Genomic DNA, 17,966 nt, shown 5'->3' with positions numbered 1-17,966 from the left:
TTTATGAGGATTATTGCCTTATCCAGTTGTAAATTATTGTAACAAAAATACGGTTTTGTGTGCGAATCTTTTGGAATATTTTCTGGTATTTGTTCGTTATTCTGAAAAAAATGAGCAGTTATGGTTTGTCAGTTTTCCTGTCTGAGGGAAAGAAGCCAATGTCATTAAGTTAAGATTTTTTATACCTCAGAGAGGTCGAATGTTTATAGAAAGAATGTTCGATTTTGACAATGACCCCAGCGGGGTCGAATGTTTCTTTGTGTCGTACAACCCCGCTGGGGTTGCTGTAACGCACATTTTTGATTTCTATAAACATTGAAATCCTCCGGATTTCTCTTAACTTAATGACATTGGGATAGAAGCCAATGTCATTAAGTTAAGCTTATTTCACTCTCGCAAAGACGCTGAGACGCAAAGTTAAAATCGGATTCCTTTGCGTCTTAGTGCCTTTGTGAGAGCTGTATTTAAATAAAAACTTAGCAAGAAAATCTTAATTTAGTGGTGTATTTAAATAAAAAAAGTTTCAGATTTCAAGTGGTAAAACTTGAAATCTGAAACTTTTAAAACTTTAAACTATTTTTATTTATGCTGTTACTTCAGAGAAAGACAATGCTTCTTTAATTCTGCGTAATGCTTCTTTTAATAAATCATCGCTGGTTGCATAAGAGAAACGGATACAGTTTGGATTTCCAAAAGCATCTCCTGTTACTGTAGCAACGCAGGCTTCTGCTAAAAGATACATCGAAACGTCGTTTGCATCTTTGATTTCAGTTCCTTTTAATGTTTTTCCGAAGAAAGAAGAAACGTCTGGGAATACGTAGAAAGCTCCTTCAGGAACGTTAATTTTGATTCCTGGGATTTCTTTCAATAATCCAACCACTAAATCTCTGCGGCTGTGAAATGCCTGAACCATGTGGTTCAATACGCTTGGATCAGCATCTACAGCAGTAATTGTAGCACGCTGTGCCACAGAATTTGCTCCTGAAGTTACCTGTCCTTGAATTTTAGTACACGCTTTTGCGATGAATTCCGGTGCTCCAATGTAACCAATTCTGTATCCAGTCATAGCAAATGCTTTTGCTACTCCGTTTACGGTAATTGTTTTTTCTAACATTCCAGGGATTGAACCAATACTGCAGAAAGTTCCTGAGAAATTGATGTGCTCATAGATTTCGTCAGCAACTACATAGATATTTGGGTGTTTTTTCAATACTTTAGCCAATGCTGTCAATTCTTCTCTGCTGTAAACAGATCCAGAAGGATTACATGGAGAAGAGAACCACATCATTTTTGTTTTTGGTGTGATAGCTGCTTCCAATTGTTCTGGAGTGATTTTGAAATCAGTGTCTACAGAAGTTGGAACTTCTACAGGAACTCCGCCAGATAATTTTACGATTTCAAAATAAGAAACCCAGTAAGGTGCCGGTAAGATAACTTCGTCACCGTCGTTAAGCATTACCTGAGCAATGTTATATAAAGATTGTTTAGCTCCTGTTGAAACTACGATTTGTGATGGTTTGTAATCCAATCCGTTGTCTCTTTTGAATTTTCTGCAGATAGCTTCTTTTAAATCCTGGTATCCATCAACTGGAGAATAGGTGCTGTAGTTCTCATCGATTGCTTTTTTTGCAGCTTCTTTGATGAAATCTGGGGTGTTAAAATCTGGTTCACCCAAACTTAAACTGATGATGTCTTTTCCTTGCGCTTTTAATTCTCTTGCCAATGCAGCCATCGCTAATGTCTGCGATGTAGCTAAATTGTTAATTCTGTCTGAAAGTGGATTGCTCATTAAATTGTAAATTTTTTGGTTTATTCTCTATTAGATAATTATTATAGTGCGGGCTTTAGTCCCAATGTTCTTAAGTGTTTGAAATGTGCAACAACAGCTGCAGTCATTGTTTTGTATTCGTAATAAGGCAATTGGCATTCCTTAGCCGTTTGTTTTACGATTTTTGCAATTTTACCATAATGAACATGGCTGATGTGCGGAAAAATATGATGTTCAATCTGATGGTTCAGACCGCCGGTATACCAGTTTACGATTTTGTTTTTTGGTGCAAAATTCACCGTGGTGAATAATTGGTGAATCGCCCAGGTGTTTTCCATTTCGCCAACTTCGTTTGGCTGTGGATTAGCAGCTTCGTCAACTACGTGTGCCAATTGAAATACAATACTAAGGATTAATCCGGCTGTGTAGTGCATAACAAAAAAACCAACGAGGACTTTCCACCAGGTGATACCAATGATCATTGGCAGCACAATCCAGATTCCCATATAAATGATTTTGGTGATGATTAATGTTGTCCAGAGGATTTTAGGACTTTTTGGCTCTCCATACGATAATTTTCTTTTCAGGTAATTTCTCATTTGTTTAAAATCAGTTGTAATCGCCCAGTTAAAGGTCAATAAGCCATATAAAAATACAGCGTAATACTGCTGGAATCTATGGAATTTATGCCATTCCGCTTCTTTAGAAAAGCGCATGATTCTGCCTGCTTCCAAGTCTTCGTCATGACCTATTATATTAGTGTAAGTATGGTGCAAAACATTGTGCTGTACCTGCCAGTTATGAACGTTTCCAGCCAGGACATAAATAGTTCCTCCCATAAATTTATTAACCCAGCTTTTGGTAGAATACGATCCGTGGTTGGCATCGTGCATAACGTTCATTCCTATTCCGGCCATTCCTATTCCCATAACAATAGTTAACAGTAAATGCACCCAAAAAGGCATGTCTAAAGTAAGTATCAAAAAGTAAGGAACAAGAAAAACAGTAAATAGAATTACGGTTTTTAAATGGATTTTCCAGTTACCTGTTTTCTCAATGTTATTTTCTTTAAAATAGCTGTTCACACGAGAATTTAATGTTCTGAAAAATTTTAAATTGTCTTGCTTAGCAAATGTAGGTGCTGTATTACTCATATAATTTTTTGAATGTTTGCAAAGGTAACCAATATAAATTTTCAACATACAATATTGAGTTAAATATTTATAAGTGAAAAGCAGTACTTTTGTTAAAAATTTTTAAGATGGACGAGATTATAAAGTATTTTCCCAACCTGTCTGATAACCAGATAGAACAGTTTCGAAAACTGGATTTTTTATACCACGATTGGAACGAAAAAATCAACGTTATTTCACGCAAGGATATTGACTCTTTATACACCAAACATATATTGCATTCATTGGCTATTGCCAAAGTAAATAAGTTTGAACCGGGTACTTATGTACTGGATGTGGGAACAGGAGGCGGATTTCCGGGTATTCCGCTGGCGATTCTTTTCCCAGAAACCCGTTTTTATCTTATAGATGTTATTGCGAAGAAGATTAAGGTGGTAAAAGCCGTTGCCGAAGCTTTGGAATTAAAGAATGTAAAAGCAGAGCAAATCCGAGCCGAAAATGTGAAAGGGGATTTTGATTTCATTGTAAGCCGTGCAGTGACCAATATGCCTGATTTTGTTTCGTGGATAAAAACCAAAATCAAGAAACAGCACAAACATGAACTTAAAAACGGAATTCTTTATCTGAAAGGCGGTGATTTAACCGAAGAACTGAAAGATTTCCCAAAAGCTACAGAATATAATATTGCTGATTTCTTTGAAGATGAATTTTTTGAAACCAAAAAAGTGGTGCATTTGCCATTGAAGTTTGTGGTGTAATAAGCTGTAAAATTGAAAGTTATAAAGTCGAAAGAAAAAATAGAATTAAATGATAAATAAGTTAAAGTCATTTTGCTTTTTGCTGGTGTTTTTTATTTGTGCCAACGGAAATGCACAAAACTTTGAAGTAGGGAATTGGTTTCTGTATTTTGGAAATCAAAAAATAAATAATCGATGGAATTTTCATAATGAAGTGCAATATCGGAATTATAATTTCGCTGGCGATTTAGAACAATTGCTTTTAAGAACGGGGATTGGTTATAATTTATCCGAAAACAATAATAATGTTTTGTTAGGGTATGCTTTTGTTCATTCGGAGCCATATATTCCTGGAACGGATGATAAATTGAAAACAGATGAGCATAGAATTTTTGAGCAGTTTATCACTAAGGGTCAATTTGGAAGAGTATATATGCAGCACCGATATCGTTTCGAACAGCGGTTTATTGAAGATGTTTTCAAGATGCGTTTGCGATATAATCTCTCTTTAAATGTTCCAATGAATAAAAAAGAGATGGATAAAAATGCCATTTATGCTTCTGCCTATAATGAAATTTTTATAAATACCGAACCTAGTTATTTTGATAGAGACCGTATTTATGGTGGATTAGGCTATTGCTTCAGTAAGAGTTTAAAAATGGAAGTGGGTGTAATGTCACAAATCCTGCAAAACTCCAGCAGGACTCAGTTTCAGATTATGTTTTTCAATAGTTTACCTTTTTAGGTTTCCGGATATTTTAAAAAATTAAACCCCACAAGACTTCAAAATAATTTGAATCTTGTGGGTTTTTTGTTATTTCGGCACATTCAACCGCTGTTATTTTTCGTTCATGTACTTTTATTTGGTGAATCTGCAGTAGAGGAATATCTTTACTACAGCACTAACAACTTTTATTTTGAAAAAAGGAACAGGAATATCTGCATATTGGAAAATCCAACTCGTTGCATGGATTATGACTTCTTTGTATTGGGGTTTTTCGGCTTACTTTAACGGTAATTTTATTTGGGGATTAGGCTTGGCTGATTTAATACTCGATGTATCCATCGGAATTACACTGACCCATCTTCACAGAAATTTTGCTTTAAAAAAGGGATGGAATAAATTAAATCTAAAAATACTGGTTCCAAGAATTGTACTAAGTGTTTTGGTACTTTCGGTATTGTATGTGTTTTTGATTGTTGGTAAACTTTATCTCGTGCGCCTGTTTATTTTAAAAAGTTCAACTGTTTCATTTTTTGAGTTTTTCAAATCTGCGCAATTACAGATTTTTATCACAGGTGTCAGATTAATGTCTATTTGGGTATTGGCGTACCATCTTTATCATTATTCGAGACTTGAGCTGGAAACGGTAAAAGAAAATGCCCGATTGTCGATTGTGATAAAAGAAGCACAATTGAATAACCTTAGCGCACAGCTTAATCCGCATTTACTTTTTAATTCATTGAACAGTATAAAATTTTTGGTATTGGAAAATCCACATTCGGCAAGGCGGGCAATTGATTTATTGTCTGAGTTGCTAAGGAATTCGTTAAACAGTAATATTGGGAGATTAGTTTCCTTAAATGATGAAATTAACCTTGTTAATGATTATTTGGAATTAGAGAAAATACGATTTGAGGAACGTCTGCAAATAAATATTGAAACACGTTTAAATCTGTCAGAGCATTTAATTCTGCCTTTGAGTATTCAGTCGCTGGTTGAAAATGCAATTAAACATGGAATTGAAAAAAGAAAAAATGGTGGATATATTTCTGTGACCGTTGAAGAGGAAAATGATTTTATAAAAATCAGTGTTCAAAATTCGGGTAAGCTAAGTAACGAGATTAAAGATTCCGGCATAGGTCTGAATAATCTGAGAGAGCGGCTGTTGTTGCAGTATAATGGGAAAGCTTCTTTTGAAATTGGAAATCGGGAAGACGAAACGGTTTTGGCTACTATTTTAATCCCATCAAAATGAAAAAGATAAAAGTTATAATAGTAGATGATGAGCGTTTGTCAAGGGAAGAATTAAAAAATGCATTAAAGGCATATGAAGATTTTGTTCTTGTCGGTGAAGCGGAAAATGCTGATGATGCCAGGGATTTAATTGAATCGGAAATGCCTGATTTGATTTTTTTGGATATTCAGATGCCTGAAAAATCAGGTTTTGATTTATTGGAATCCTTAGAGCCTGTTTAAAAATTTAAAATAAATAATTGTTATGGGTTAAAGAAACCGATTGAAATTTGTCTTTTTGTAGTGACCAAACCATAAAAAGATGTATCCAACCGATTTGACAGAAACCCAGTGGCAATTTATAAAAAAGACTTTAGAATTCGATGATAGAAAGCGGAAATATAATTTGAAAATCATTTGGAATGCGATTAATTATCTCGTAAAAACAGGTTGTCAGTGGCGAATGTTACCTAAAGATTTTCCAAAATGGCAATTAGTGTATTATTACTATTGGAAATGGTCAAATTTGGAATGTTTTGATTTATTACTGTCAAAATTGCGAGAAAAAGTCAGGTTTAATAGAGGTCAAAATACAATGCCAAGTCTAGGAATAATGGATAGTCAAAGTGTACGATGGGGAAATAATCGTTCCTTAAATAGTTTTGATGGCAATAAAAAAGTAAAAGGAATTAAACGGCATATTGTGGTTGATAAAAATGGGTTTCTTTTGGCAATAATGGTAACAGTTGCCAATGTCCATGATAGTAAAGCGGCAGATTTACTAATGAGGACGCTTCACTATTTTTTATGTCCTATAAAAGTAATCCTTGCCGATGGTGGTTACAGAGGCGAAGTGATTGAAAACATAAAAAATAAATTTGGCTATATTATTCAAGTGGTAATGCGTTCAGATGATAGAAAAATGGGGTTTAAACCTATACATAAAAGATGGATTGTAGAGAGAACATTCTCTTGGTTTGACAACGACCGAAGATTATGTAGAAATTATGAACTACTTTTTGAAACATCCGAGAATATGGTCAAAATTGCAACTATAAAATTATTATTAAATAAAATTTAAACAGGCTCTTAGATAATGTTCCCGAAGTATTATTTACTACAGCTTATAATCAATATGCTGTTCAGGCTTTTGAGGTAAATGCTTTAGATTATCTAATGAAACCCATTAGGGAGGAGCGTTTTGCAAAAGCAATTGAAAAAATAAGGAATATTATAAAAGTGAAATTTTCTTTAAATAATTCTGTTGAAAAGGAACGGAAAATTTTTATCAAGGATGGAGAGAAACGATTCTTTATTCAATTGGATGAAATTTATTTAATTGAATCGCTGGAAAATTACACCAGACTTTTTTTTCAAGACAAAAAAGCACTTCAAAGACGGTCACTTCGTCAATGGGAAGAAATGCTCGATGCCACTATTTTTTTCAGAATCAACAGAACCGAAATTATAAATGTCAATTATATTCAGGAAGTCAATAAAACAATCAGTGGCAGGTTGGAAGTAAAGCTAAAAACGGGCGAACTATTAGAAGTATCAAACAGACAGGCAGTTAAATTTAAAAATTTAAACCAAATTTAAATTTGGGCATGACCCTGCGTAAAAACTACGGGTCGGGCTTTTCGCTCCCGCTTTTTTTAATTTGGCGAAGAAAAATCGCCAAATTAAAAAAGAGCTCCACTACAATCCCTCACGCAAAAAAAAACTAATCAATGAAACCAATTTTAAATTTTGTATTTCTTATTTTGATGATATCAAATGCATTATCACAGCAAACAAGTCTAACAAGATCTGAAGATTTAGAAAGCGCATATGATGTTCAGGACAGCGTGATGATTAAAACACGGGATGGTGCATTTATATCGGCAATGGTAGTTCGGAAAAAAGGAGTTTCATCTCCCAAACCGGTCATTTTTCAATATACTATTTATGTCAGAGACAAAGGAAGAGACCTAAAATCCTTGAAAGAAGCAGCAGACAACGGATATGTGGGAGTTATTGCCTATACAAGAGGGAAGAGGTTTAGTTCAAGCGAGATATTTCCCTATGAGAATGACGGAGATGATGCATATGATGTGATTGATTGGATCAGTAAACAGGAATGGTGTAATGGAAGTGTAGGCATGTATGGCGGAAGTTATAACGGATTTACTCAATGGGCAGCTTGCAAAAAAATGCATGCTGCTCTTAAAACTATAGTACCCTATGTTGCCAATAGACCAGGGATGGGACTGCCGATGGAAAATAATGTTTTTGTAAACCCAAATTATGAATGGTCGATTTATGTGGGGAATAATAAATATCTCGATACAGTTGCGGGCAACGACAGACAACGTTTTAGGAAAATGATGTTTAAATGGTGGGAAACCGGAGTTGCCTACAAAAAAATAGATAGTATTGATGGTACTCCAAACAGACTTTTTCAGAGATGGATAAAGCATCCGTCATTTGATGAGTATTGGCAGAAGATGGCACCTTACAAAAAAGAATTTGAACAAATAAACATTCCAGTTCTGGCTTTTGACGGATATTACAATGATTCTCAAAATTCAAGTTTGTATTATGTAAGGGAGCTTCAGAAATATAATCCGCAGATTCCGGTCTATGTAGTGATTGGGCCATATGGCCACTTTGGCACTCAAGTGGGAGGTGAAGTTGAGTTGTACGATTACAAAGTTGATCCCCTTGCACTAATCAATATAAAAAAGATAACATACCAATGGTTTGATTATATTCTGAAAAAGGGTAGCAAACCAGAAATATTGAAAGATAAAATTAATTATGAGGTTATGGGGGCAAATGAGTGGCGAAGTGCTCCTTCTCTTGATAAAATGAGCAATGATTTTTTGAAGCTGTATTTAACAGCTGACAAATCCGGAAATTTTTATGCATTAAATGGAGAAAAACCAATTCAAAAAAAATACCTGTATCAGGAAGTTAATTTTGCTGACAGGCAAACGCAAAATAATGAGTATTATCCGGATCCTATTATTAGAAAAGAAATTGATGCCAGTAACGGATTTGTTTTTATAAGTGATCCTTTGAAAGAAACGATGTTAATTAATGGTTCTTTTTTGGGTGAAATAAAGGCTAGTATTAATAAAAAAGATATGGATATTGGTGTTACACTATATGAATTAATGCTGGATGGGAACTATTTTCATTTATCCTATTTTCTGGGTCGTGCCAGCTATGCAAGAGATATTACAAAAAGAAATTTACTGAAGCCAAATGAAATAGAATCAATTCCATTTTCAAATACACATTTGGTAAGTAAACAATTGAGTGCAGGCAGCCGTTTGGTCGTTGTACTGAATGTAAATAAAAACCCTTTTTCAGAACTGAATTATGGAACAGGAAAAGTGGTTACCGAGGAAACTGTTAAAGATGCGAAAGAACCATTAAAAGTAAAATGGTATAACGATAGTTTTGTGAAAATTCCCGTTTTGAAATAATAAACAAACCCCACAAGAACCTGATTCCTGTGGGGTTTGTTATTTTTAAAGTTTTAAGACTTTCGACTTTCCAACTTTTAGACTAATAATACTATTCTCCCAAAAACGGATATCTGTAATCTGTTGGAGTTACAAATGTTTCTTTAATAGTTCTTGGAGATGCCCAACGCAATAAGTTCAATGCCGAACCTGCTTTGTCATTAGTTCCAGAAGCTCTTGCTCCACCAAATGGCTGCATTCCTACGATAGCTCCAGTTGGTTTGTCATTGATGTAGAAGTTTCCAGCTGCATTTTGTAAAGCAATTGTAGCTTCTTCAATAGCATAACGATCCTGACTGAAAACAGCACCAGTTAAAGCATATTCAGAAGTAGAATCAACTAATTTCAATGTTTCAGCCCATTGAGCATCTTCGTAAACAAAAATCGTCATAACTGGTCCGAATAATTCGGTTTCCATTGTAGTATAGTGAGGATTTGTTGTTACTATGATTGTAGGTTCAACAAAGTACCCAACAGATTTATCGTAATTACCACCAACGATAATTTCTGCATCAGCATCTTTTTTAGCTTGGTCAATAAAACTTGCCAGTTTATCAAAAGAACCTTCGTGAATTACGGCTGTAATAAAGTTTCCGAAATCTTCAGGAGAACCCATTTTCATAGATTTTACATCTGTGATTAATTGCTCTTTAACAGCTGGCCATAAACTTTGCGGTATATACGCTCTTGAAGCTGCAGAACATTTTTGTCCTTGGAATTCAAATGCACCACGGATAATTCCTGTAGCTACTTGTTTAACATTGGCACTTGGATGCGCGATGATAAAGTCTTTACCACCTGTTTCTCCAACAATTCTTGGGTATGTTTTGTAATGGTGAATGTTTGTTCCAATTTTTGCCCAAATATCTTTAAATACATCTGTTGAACCTGTAAAGTGGATTCCGGCAAAATCACGGCTTGCCAAAACAGTATCAGTAATCATTAAAGCATCTCCAAAAACAACGTTAATAACACCGTCTGGAACTCCTGCTTCTTTGAAAACATCGATTATAACTTTTGCAGAAAATACCTGGCTGTCGCTTGGTTTCCAAATTACAACATTCCCCATCATAGCAGCGCTTGCAGGAAGATTTGCAGCGATAGCAGTAAAGTTAAACGGCGTAACCGCATAAACAAAACCTTCAAGCGGTCTGTATTCTAAACGGTTCCACATGTCAGATGACGATTTTGGCTGATCAGCATAAATCTGAGTCATGAATTCTACGTTGAAACGTAAAAAGTCGATTAATTCACATGCTGCGTCAATTTCGGCCTGATGAATATTTTTGGACTGCGCAATCATAGTTGCAGCATTTATTTTTGCTCTGTAAGGACCAGCGATTAATTCGGCAGCTTTAAGGAAAATGGCCGCTCTTTGTTCCCAAGCCATATTTGCCCAAGCTTCTCTAGATTCTAATGCATTGGCAATGGCACTTTCAATATGTTTTTTTTCAGCTAAATGATACGTTCCAACGATATGTTGATGATCGTGTGGAGCTGTCATGTTTCTGGTGTTTCCAGTTCTGATTTCTTCGTTTCCAATATATAACGGAACATCGGTTTTGGAATTCCACATTGTTTTATAAGCTGATAAAACCGCTACTTTTTCGGGTGAATTTGGAGCGTAACTTTTTACAGGTTCGTTTACCGCTTTGGGTACATTAAAAAATCCTTTTAGCATGTCTTTTGTAATTAATTAGTAAGCAATTAAATAATTTGATGCAAAAGTACAAAGGAATGATTTAAATTATGCTAAAAATGTTATAATTAAAGTCAAATTAATTTAGTGCAAAAGGAGCGCACATTCTAAAAGTAGGAACAATTACTCTAAAAGATTTAGTAGTAGTAAAATTAATCATATTGAAATAGCCTTTCATCGCACCATACGGAGATGATAATAAACAGCCGGAACTGTAAGTGTGCTGTTCGCCTGGTTTTAAAACTGGTTTTTTTCCAATAACGCCTTCTCCATCTACATATTCTAAATCATTTAAAGAATCGTAGATTTCCCAATGACGTGAAGTCAATTGAACAGAATCCTTACTGTGGTTCTCAATTGTAATTTCATAACTAAAGGCAAAATGTATCTTATAGTTTTTGAAGTACGTTCCCTCAAAACTAGTCAATACCGAAATTTTAATGCCTCTTGTTATTTGTGAAACCATGTTAATGAGCTAATTATGTGCTGTATGTCGGCAAATCTACAAAAAAAATGAATAATTTTTTTAAAATTTTTTAAAGTTTTCTAATTTGTTATATTTAATGAATTTGCAGCACCTTTACCAATAACTTTTACATATCTGTCTGTGTTTTCTTTGTAGTAAACCAATACGGTATAATCGTTTTCTGTCTGATAGAAATTTCCATCAATTGCGTTCTCTGAATCGATTATTCCTTTATTATTTACCGTTAAATATTGATAGTTTGTAAATCCCTGTTTGATCAAAATTGCTTTTTCATAAATTCCTTTTTCAGTGTTAAAATCCATTTTATTTTCAGGAGTTGTACTGTAATTATTGAACATTCCCACTATATAAACAGAATAATTCGGATTTACTAAAGGAGCTGAGAGGCTAAAATAAACCCATGAATAATCAGCTTCGATTGTGTTGTTTTCGCCGTCTAGTTTTCGGATCGAAAAATTACCGTTAAGATCAGAATAGCTGCTGTAAGGGAAACTGGCTTTGGCATTATTGGTAAATAAATGCGTGTTGTAAATACCGCTGTCGGAATTAACGAAACTGACATAATTATTTGCGTTTTTGATGTCTTTGGAATCAAAATTTAAAAATTCATTACCAGCCCAAAACTGCGTTTCCATATCGTATTTATAAACAAAAACATTGCCTAGGTTGTATTGCGGTACAATATTTTTAATTGCAGTATTGAAATTGCCGTTTTGCAGCAGTACTACTTTTAGATTTTGTGTTGGATTCTGTAATAAAAAATCGTCAGTGTTGATTTCGAAATTCAGATTGTGTTTTGAATAAATGTTTTTTACAGTTCTTGGTCTTTTTACTTTTAAAGCAACCGACACTTTATCTTCATATAATACAAAATATCTTTTCAAAACAACTTCTTTGTCGGAGTTTAAAATGGTCAGCACATAATTACCGCTTAATTTTATTTGGGTGTAATTATTCGGAATTGATAATTGGTAATGTGTAAAAATCTGTAATGTATTAAATGAATTGACATATTGTTGGATTTTTTGACTGTCAAAGCCGGTCAGGTAATCACTTTTCGGAATATCGGTCGGCACCCAATTGTAATCGCAATGTGTAATTTCGAAGTAGTAATCGGCTTCATTACCAAATAAATCATCAAACAGAAAATCGAATGATTCACCTAATCTAAAAATAGGAACTACGTTTTGATTGTTTTGGACAAACGAAGCAGTTTTGATGTTGTACGGCGGAGGAATTTCGGTTTCGACTTGGGCGGTTACGCTCAGGCAAAGGAATGAAAGAAGTATAATGACTATTGATTTCATTGGCAGCTTTTGTTCAAAAATAGTAAATATACAAATTATTGTGAAAGCTAGTCTACGTCTTTGCGAGGAACGAAGCAAACTCACTGACAAAAATCAAGTCCAGCTACTATTCGAATGGACATGCTGGATGAGATTGCTTCGGATCTAGCAATGAAACACGAATCGAAAATATAAAAACTATTATTCTAATATAAAGCTCAGATTTTCCTCAATTTCATCACCAATAAAATTTTCGTCTAAAAGCGAATCGGATAGCAGTTTTTTGCTTTCCTGCAAACGAATGATTTTTTCTTCCACAGTGTTTTTGGTAATAAACCGAACTACATTGACTTTGTTCATCTGTCCAATGCGGTGCGCACGGCCAATACCTTGTTTTTCTGAAAAAGGATTCCACCAAGGATCGAGGAACACAACATAAGAAGCTTTGGTAATATTAAGTCCAACGCCACCTGCTTTCAAAGAGATAAAAAACAATAAAGGTTTTTCCTGATTTTGGAATAGGTTAACCTGAAATTCTCTATCTTTCAAAGGAGTTTCACCTGTGAGTTCACAGAAATCTATTTTGTTTTCCTTGCACCAGTTTTTATAAAAATTCAAGTTGGAAACAAACGAACTGAAAACGATTGTTTTTTGGTTGGATTGAACCAAAGTCTCCAGATATCGGGTAACAGCAAGGTATTTTCCAGAATCCATTTCCGATTTGGAATCAATCATTTTCGGGTGATTACTCAGCTGTCGTAATCGCATCAAGGTGTTGATGATATTGATTTTATCAATTCCAGAGCCGTCTGTTTTTAATAATGAATTTCGAGCCTTAGATTTTTCTTCCTCGTATAATTTCTCTTGTTCGGGTTCCATTTCACAATAGAAAATCTGCTCAGACAGTTCGGGTAAATCTTTCAAAACCTGCTCCTTGGTTCTTCTTAAAATAAACGGACTAATTAGGTTTTTCAATTCCATCAAGCAATTTTCGTCTTGTTTTTTCTCGATTGGAAGTTTATAATTTTCTGCAAAAAAAGAATAACTACCCAATATATTCGGATTGATAAACTGCATCTGAGACCATAAATCGTCAAGGGAATTCTCTATTGGAGTTCCGCTCAATGATATTTTATGACTTGCTTTTATCTGATTGATATCCTTGAAAATTTTGGAGTTTTTGTTTTTTATGTATTGGCTTTCGTCCAAAATCAGATACCTGAAATTGTATTTTTCTAAAATCGAAATATCTCTGGAAACAACCGCGTAACTCGTAAAAATCACATCGTATTTTTCTAGTTTTTTAGAAAGTAATTTTCGGTCGTTGCCGACATATTGTATTCTTCGAAAATGCGGTGTGAATTTGCGAGCTTCATTGTACCAGTTAAAAACCAATGATGATGGCAGTACAATCAAGGCTTTTAAATATTCTTTTGGTATTGGAATTTCATTGCCAAACAAATCCAGCTGAACGTCTTCGGCTTTTTTAAATTCTAATTGCTCCTGCACTGCGACCAATGTAGATAAGGTTTGCAGTGTTTTTCCTAATCCCATATCATCTGCCAGACAAGCACCCAATCCATTATTGTAATGTTCCAAAAGCCATTTGACTCCTTGAATCTGATATGGTCTCAAAGTTGCTTTTACTAATGAAGATGGCTGATATTCGATGTTTCCTAGTAAATTGACTAAAGTTTTTAGTTGTGGAATCTCGTCCAGAACGGCAAAATTACTTTTAAGCAAAGTCAGGCTTCCGTTTTGAACTTTAGCCAATTTAGCCATCGGACCATAAAGCGTCATCCATTCAATCGGAATCAAAAAATAATTGCCATTGGGTAAAAGGAACAGTCGGTTTCTGTTTTTTATATTGTCAACAATTTCACTGAAATTAAAGGAGAAAGAATCACAAACCACCACCATTTTTATATCAAACCAATCACTTTTTACTTCATTCGAAAATTTGACAGTTACTTTGTTGGTGTCGATTTTTTTGCTGTCAATTTTTAAATTTCCAATTAAAAAACCTAAAGATTCAAGTATTTCTTGATTTTCTATCGTCCACTGAATGGTAGCATACGGATCTTGTTTTTCTTCTTTTGGCGAAAGCCCAAACAAACCAGTTTCCGTTTTTATAAATTCAAGTGCTAGCAATTTGTTTTCAAAGGATGCTTCTTCAATTGTCCTTTTATATTGAATGACTTTGATATTATCTAAATTGCTGATATCAATTTCAGAATGTGTTTTCTTCGTTTTAGTATTATCAAAACTGAAACCGTCATAGTCAAATAAAAGATTGAGATAATAGGTGTTCTTAAAAAAATCATGAGCCAGCTGAAGTGAACAGGAAGTAATTTTGTCCTTTAGCCCGACTGCAAATCCTGTGGCTTTTATATCTGCTTTTTTTGCTACATCCTTAATGAATTTTTCAAAGTATTCAGGAACCATTTTCGAAGGAATTTCAACAGTTTTCTTCTTCAAAAATGGAATAATTTTTTTGGTATTGATGCCTTTTAAGATATACAATTTATGGTGTGCCACCAGCCATCCCGGCTCGTCCAAAAGAAGAGTGATAGCAGTGTTTGATGGATAAAATGTTGTTGTTTCGTCTTTTAAAAGCAAGGTATACGAAATCCCGTTTTCGTGTTTGTCAAATTGAAGACAGGTTTCTAATGCTGGATTTTCAGTGGTAATTCTGCTGATGCGGAAATCTTTTTCTTTGCCAAGATGCAGCGACAGCGGAAAATTCTCTTGGGAAACCAAAGTGTAAAATTGGTCAAGATTGGTTTTTATGAATTGTTCGATTCCAAATTTCAGCTTACTATCTTTAAGCAGATCTTCAATATTTTTGGAAGATTTACTGTTTTTACCGAATTTCTTAAAAATGACTTCGGGTTTGAGTGCTTCACAAATCGACAAAACTTTTTTGGTATTTGTGTCTAAATTTTCAACAATTACACCAAAACTTTGAAGCACTTCAGGACTCGCCTTTTTGTCTAAATAGGTTATAGTTTCAGAATGTCCAACTATATAAGCTGTCGGAATGTATGCGTTTAACTTTGGCTCTAAGTTAACATCAAAACAAAACTGAAAGGGATTTTTGGTTTCCAAAAGCAAAATAGATTAAATTGATTTTAAAACACGAATTTCACGAATTAGCACGAATTAATTGTTGCTAATTCGTGCTAATTCGTGAAATTCGTGTTTCTTATTTTTATTTAAAGCAAACAGGTATAATTTCTCCTTTTGCCAGACAATATTTTTCTACTAATTCTGGAGCTATTTTGCTGGTGTAATCTTCTTCTACGACAGTGAATCCAATACTTCTTAATTTATCAAAATAATCCCGGCCATAAATGCGTACGTGATCGTATTGCCCAAATATTTTGGCACGCTCTTTTTGATCCGTAATGGAATCGTCAGCAAAGGTCACGTCTCTTTTTAAATCTTGCGGAATCTGAAGAATCGCCATGCCGCCAGGTTTCAAAACGCGATACAATTCCTGCATGGCTTTGGTGTCATCCGGAATGTGTTCCAAAACGTGATTGCAAAGAATAACATCGTATTGGTTGTCTTCAAAAGGCAAATTACAAATATCAGCCTTTACATCCGCCAAAGGCGAAAATAAATCGGTAGTGGTGTAATCCAGGTTTTTTTGATTACGGAACAGTTTGTAAAATGCCTGTTCCGGTGCAAAATGCAATACTTTCTTTGGCGCTGTAAAAAAATCAGTTTGCTCGTTTAAGTACAGCCACAGCAAACGGTGTCTTTCCAACGAAAGCGTGCTTGGCGAAAGCACATTATTACGTTGTGTTTCGTACCCATAAGGCAGCATTGATTTGAAACTTTTCCCATCGATAGGGTCGGTGTATTTATCTCCTTTTAATGAAAAAGCGATGATTGGTCGTGCTACATAGCTCAGTCTAATTAATAAAGGACGAGGAATGGTATTGAGTATAAGTTTAAACACAGATTTCATTTGGTAAAAAAATTAAACACGAATTTCACGAATTTACACGAATGAATAATGTGTAAAAAAGAATTTCACGAATATTATGTTATGATTAAAGAATTATTCTTTTATATTTCAAACTATCTTCTCCGAAATTCACGAGTAATCCTAATTTATTTTGTGATGCGGCAAGATAGTTTAATGTTTGTTTTATTTCATTATTCGAAAGTTCTTGAATTGCTTTTATTTCTAAAATAATTTCGTCAAAAATTACAAAATCGGCAAAATAATAGGTTGGTAAAATGATGTCTTTATATTCGATGTTGAATTTTGATTCTCTGGAATACGAAACATTATTTTTTCTAAATTCATATTCTAAAGCATCTCCATAAACTTTTTCACTATGGCCTTTACCAAGAATTTTATGTACTTCCATACATAAACCAATAATTGTATAAGCTTCTTCTTTTAAATATAAATCGTGCATTTATAGTGTTTAGAAAGTTTATAATTCATTGTTTTAAATAACTTTCAAATAAAAGTTAGTGAATTTTCAAGTCTAGAATTCGTGCCAATTCGTGAAATTCGTGTTTAAACAACTAAAGGCACTTTTCTAAATTCATCTTCTTCATTGCTCACGATTCCCAATTCTTTGTATATATAATAGAAAGTCGATAAAATCTCAGGTTTTCCGTCTATGATGGCGACATCGTGTTCAAAGTGGGCAGATGGTTTTCCGTCGGCGGTGGTTATTGTCCAGCCGTCTTTGTGCTGTTTGATGTTTTTGGTTCCCATATTAATCATCGGCTCGATAGCGACCACCATTCCTTCGATTAAAAGTTTACCACGGCCTTTTTTACCATAATTAGGCATTTCTGGATCTTCGTGCATTTTTTGTCCAACACCGTGGCCAACTAATTCACGAACCACACCATAGCCATGCGATTCGGTATATTTTTGAATAGCATTCCCCACATCTTCTACACGATTTCCGGCACGTAATTCGCGAATTCCTACGTAAAGCGATTCTTTGGTTACCTGAAGTAATTTTTTGGTTTCGGGAGCCACTTCGCCAATTTCAAAAGAGTAGGCGTGATCTCCGTGATATCCATTTTTGAAAGCACCACAGTCAACTGAAATCACATCGCCACTTTCCAATGGTTTGTTGTTTGGAATTCCGTGTACTACTTGAGAATTTGGACTCATGCACAATGAATTCGGGAAACCGTAAAGGCCAAGAAAACTTGGTACAGCTCCATGATCTCTGATAAATTCTTCGGCTCTTTTGTCTAGATATAATGTGGTAACTCCTTCTTTTATTTCAGAAGCAATCATTCCTAATGTTTTTGATACGATTAAGGCACTTTCGCGCATTAATTCTATTTCCTCACGGGTTTTTTGAATAATCATGTTTTCGAATTTTCAGAGTGCAAAAATA

The 17,966-nt window shown here is 34.5% G+C and carries 16 protein-coding genes; 7 read left to right on the top strand and 9 right to left on the bottom strand.

The window, feature by feature from the left end:
- Nucleotides 1-583 precede the first annotated feature (583 nt).
- The gene (locus tag OZP07_RS18685) at nt 584-1,789 is read right to left on the bottom strand and encodes a pyridoxal phosphate-dependent aminotransferase (protein ID WP_281636303.1); all 1,206 of its coding nucleotides are present in this window, start codon (nt 1,787-1,789) and stop codon (nt 584-586) included.
- 41 nt (nt 1,790-1,830) lie between these two features.
- The gene (locus OZP07_RS18680; RefSeq protein ID WP_281636302.1) at nt 1,831-2,922 is read right to left on the bottom strand and encodes a fatty acid desaturase family protein; all 1,092 of its coding nucleotides are present in this window, start codon (nt 2,920-2,922) and stop codon (nt 1,831-1,833) included.
- A gap of 107 nt (nt 2,923-3,029) precedes the next feature.
- Here OZP07_RS18680 and rsmG point away from each other — a divergent pair, with 107 nt between their 5' ends.
- The 7 genes from rsmG (at nt 3,030) to OZP07_RS18645 (ending at nt 9,068) form a co-directional block, all read left to right on the top strand.
- Nucleotides 3,030-3,659 (top strand): 16S rRNA (guanine(527)-N(7))-methyltransferase RsmG, encoded by a 630-nt coding sequence (gene rsmG / locus OZP07_RS18675; protein WP_194641620.1) that lies wholly within the window; start codon nt 3,030-3,032, stop codon nt 3,657-3,659.
- Nucleotides 3,660-3,708: 49 nt separating this feature from the next.
- Nucleotides 3,709-4,383 carry a DUF2490 domain-containing protein gene (locus tag OZP07_RS18670; RefSeq protein ID WP_281636301.1) on the top strand — a complete coding sequence of 225 codons (675 nt, stop codon included), beginning with the start codon at nt 3,709-3,711 and terminating at the stop codon, nt 4,381-4,383.
- 172 nt (nt 4,384-4,555) lie between these two features.
- Nucleotides 4,556-5,617, top strand: a complete 1,062-nt coding sequence (locus OZP07_RS18665) for a sensor histidine kinase (protein ID WP_281636300.1) — start codon at nt 4,556-4,558, stop codon at nt 5,615-5,617.
- The gene (locus OZP07_RS18660; RefSeq protein WP_281636299.1) at nt 5,614-5,838 is read left to right on the top strand and encodes a LytR/AlgR family response regulator transcription factor; all 225 of its coding nucleotides are present in this window, start codon (nt 5,614-5,616) and stop codon (nt 5,836-5,838) included. Before OZP07_RS18665 ends, OZP07_RS18660 begins: the two co-directional genes overlap by 4 nt.
- Nucleotides 5,839-5,917: 79 nt before the next feature.
- Nucleotides 5,918-6,676 (top strand): IS5 family transposase, encoded by a 759-nt coding sequence (locus OZP07_RS18655; protein WP_281636298.1) that lies wholly within the window; start codon nt 5,918-5,920, stop codon nt 6,674-6,676.
- Between the two features lie 95 nt (nt 6,677-6,771).
- Nucleotides 6,772-7,194: a LytR/AlgR family response regulator transcription factor gene (locus OZP07_RS18650; RefSeq protein WP_281636297.1), complete on the top strand. Its 423-nt coding sequence runs from the start codon at nt 6,772-6,774 to the stop codon at nt 7,192-7,194.
- Nucleotides 7,195-7,325: 131 nt separating this feature from the next.
- On the top strand, nt 7,326-9,068 hold the full coding sequence (locus OZP07_RS18645) for a CocE/NonD family hydrolase (protein WP_281636296.1): 1,743 nt from the start codon (nt 7,326-7,328) through the stop codon (nt 9,066-9,068).
- Nucleotides 9,069-9,159: 91 nt separating this feature from the next.
- Here the strand turns inward: OZP07_RS18645 and pruA are convergent, their stop codons facing one another.
- From pruA to map, 7 genes are all read right to left on the bottom strand, one after another.
- Nucleotides 9,160-10,788 (bottom strand): L-glutamate gamma-semialdehyde dehydrogenase, encoded by a 1,629-nt coding sequence (gene pruA / locus OZP07_RS18640; protein WP_281636295.1) that lies wholly within the window; start codon nt 10,786-10,788, stop codon nt 9,160-9,162.
- Between the two features lie 97 nt (nt 10,789-10,885).
- Nucleotides 10,886-11,272 (bottom strand): Co2+/Mg2+ efflux protein ApaG, encoded by a 387-nt coding sequence (apaG, locus tag OZP07_RS18635; protein ID WP_100842177.1) that lies wholly within the window; start codon nt 11,270-11,272, stop codon nt 10,886-10,888.
- An 80-nt stretch (nt 11,273-11,352) separates the two neighbouring features.
- Nucleotides 11,353-12,600 carry a type IX secretion system plug protein gene (locus OZP07_RS18630; protein WP_281636294.1) on the bottom strand — a complete coding sequence of 416 codons (1,248 nt, stop codon included), beginning with the start codon at nt 12,598-12,600 and terminating at the stop codon, nt 11,353-11,355.
- Between the two features lie 180 nt (nt 12,601-12,780).
- Nucleotides 12,781-15,687 (bottom strand): DEAD/DEAH box helicase, encoded by a 2,907-nt coding sequence (locus tag OZP07_RS18625; RefSeq protein ID WP_281636293.1) that lies wholly within the window; start codon nt 15,685-15,687, stop codon nt 12,781-12,783.
- A gap of 103 nt (nt 15,688-15,790) precedes the next feature.
- Entirely contained in the window at nt 15,791-16,555 is a 765-nt protein-coding gene (locus OZP07_RS18620) for a class I SAM-dependent methyltransferase (RefSeq protein WP_281636292.1), read from the bottom strand.
- Between the two features lie 85 nt (nt 16,556-16,640).
- Complete coding sequence (locus OZP07_RS18615; RefSeq protein ID WP_281636291.1) at nt 16,641-17,015, bottom strand: GxxExxY protein; 375 nt, start codon at nt 17,013-17,015, stop codon at nt 16,641-16,643.
- A 104-nt stretch (nt 17,016-17,119) separates the two neighbouring features.
- Nucleotides 17,120-17,938, bottom strand: a complete 819-nt coding sequence (gene map / locus OZP07_RS18610) for a type I methionyl aminopeptidase (protein WP_281636290.1) — start codon at nt 17,936-17,938, stop codon at nt 17,120-17,122.
- Nucleotides 17,939-17,966: the final 28 nt, after the last annotated feature.

The sequence above is a fragment of the Flavobacterium marginilacus genome (assembly GCF_026870155.1).
GTDB lineage: Bacteria > Bacteroidota > Bacteroidia > Flavobacteriales > Flavobacteriaceae > Flavobacterium > Flavobacterium marginilacus.
The sequence above is the reverse complement of the archived record's forward strand: the minus strand, read 5'-3'. Positions and strand labels throughout refer to the sequence as shown.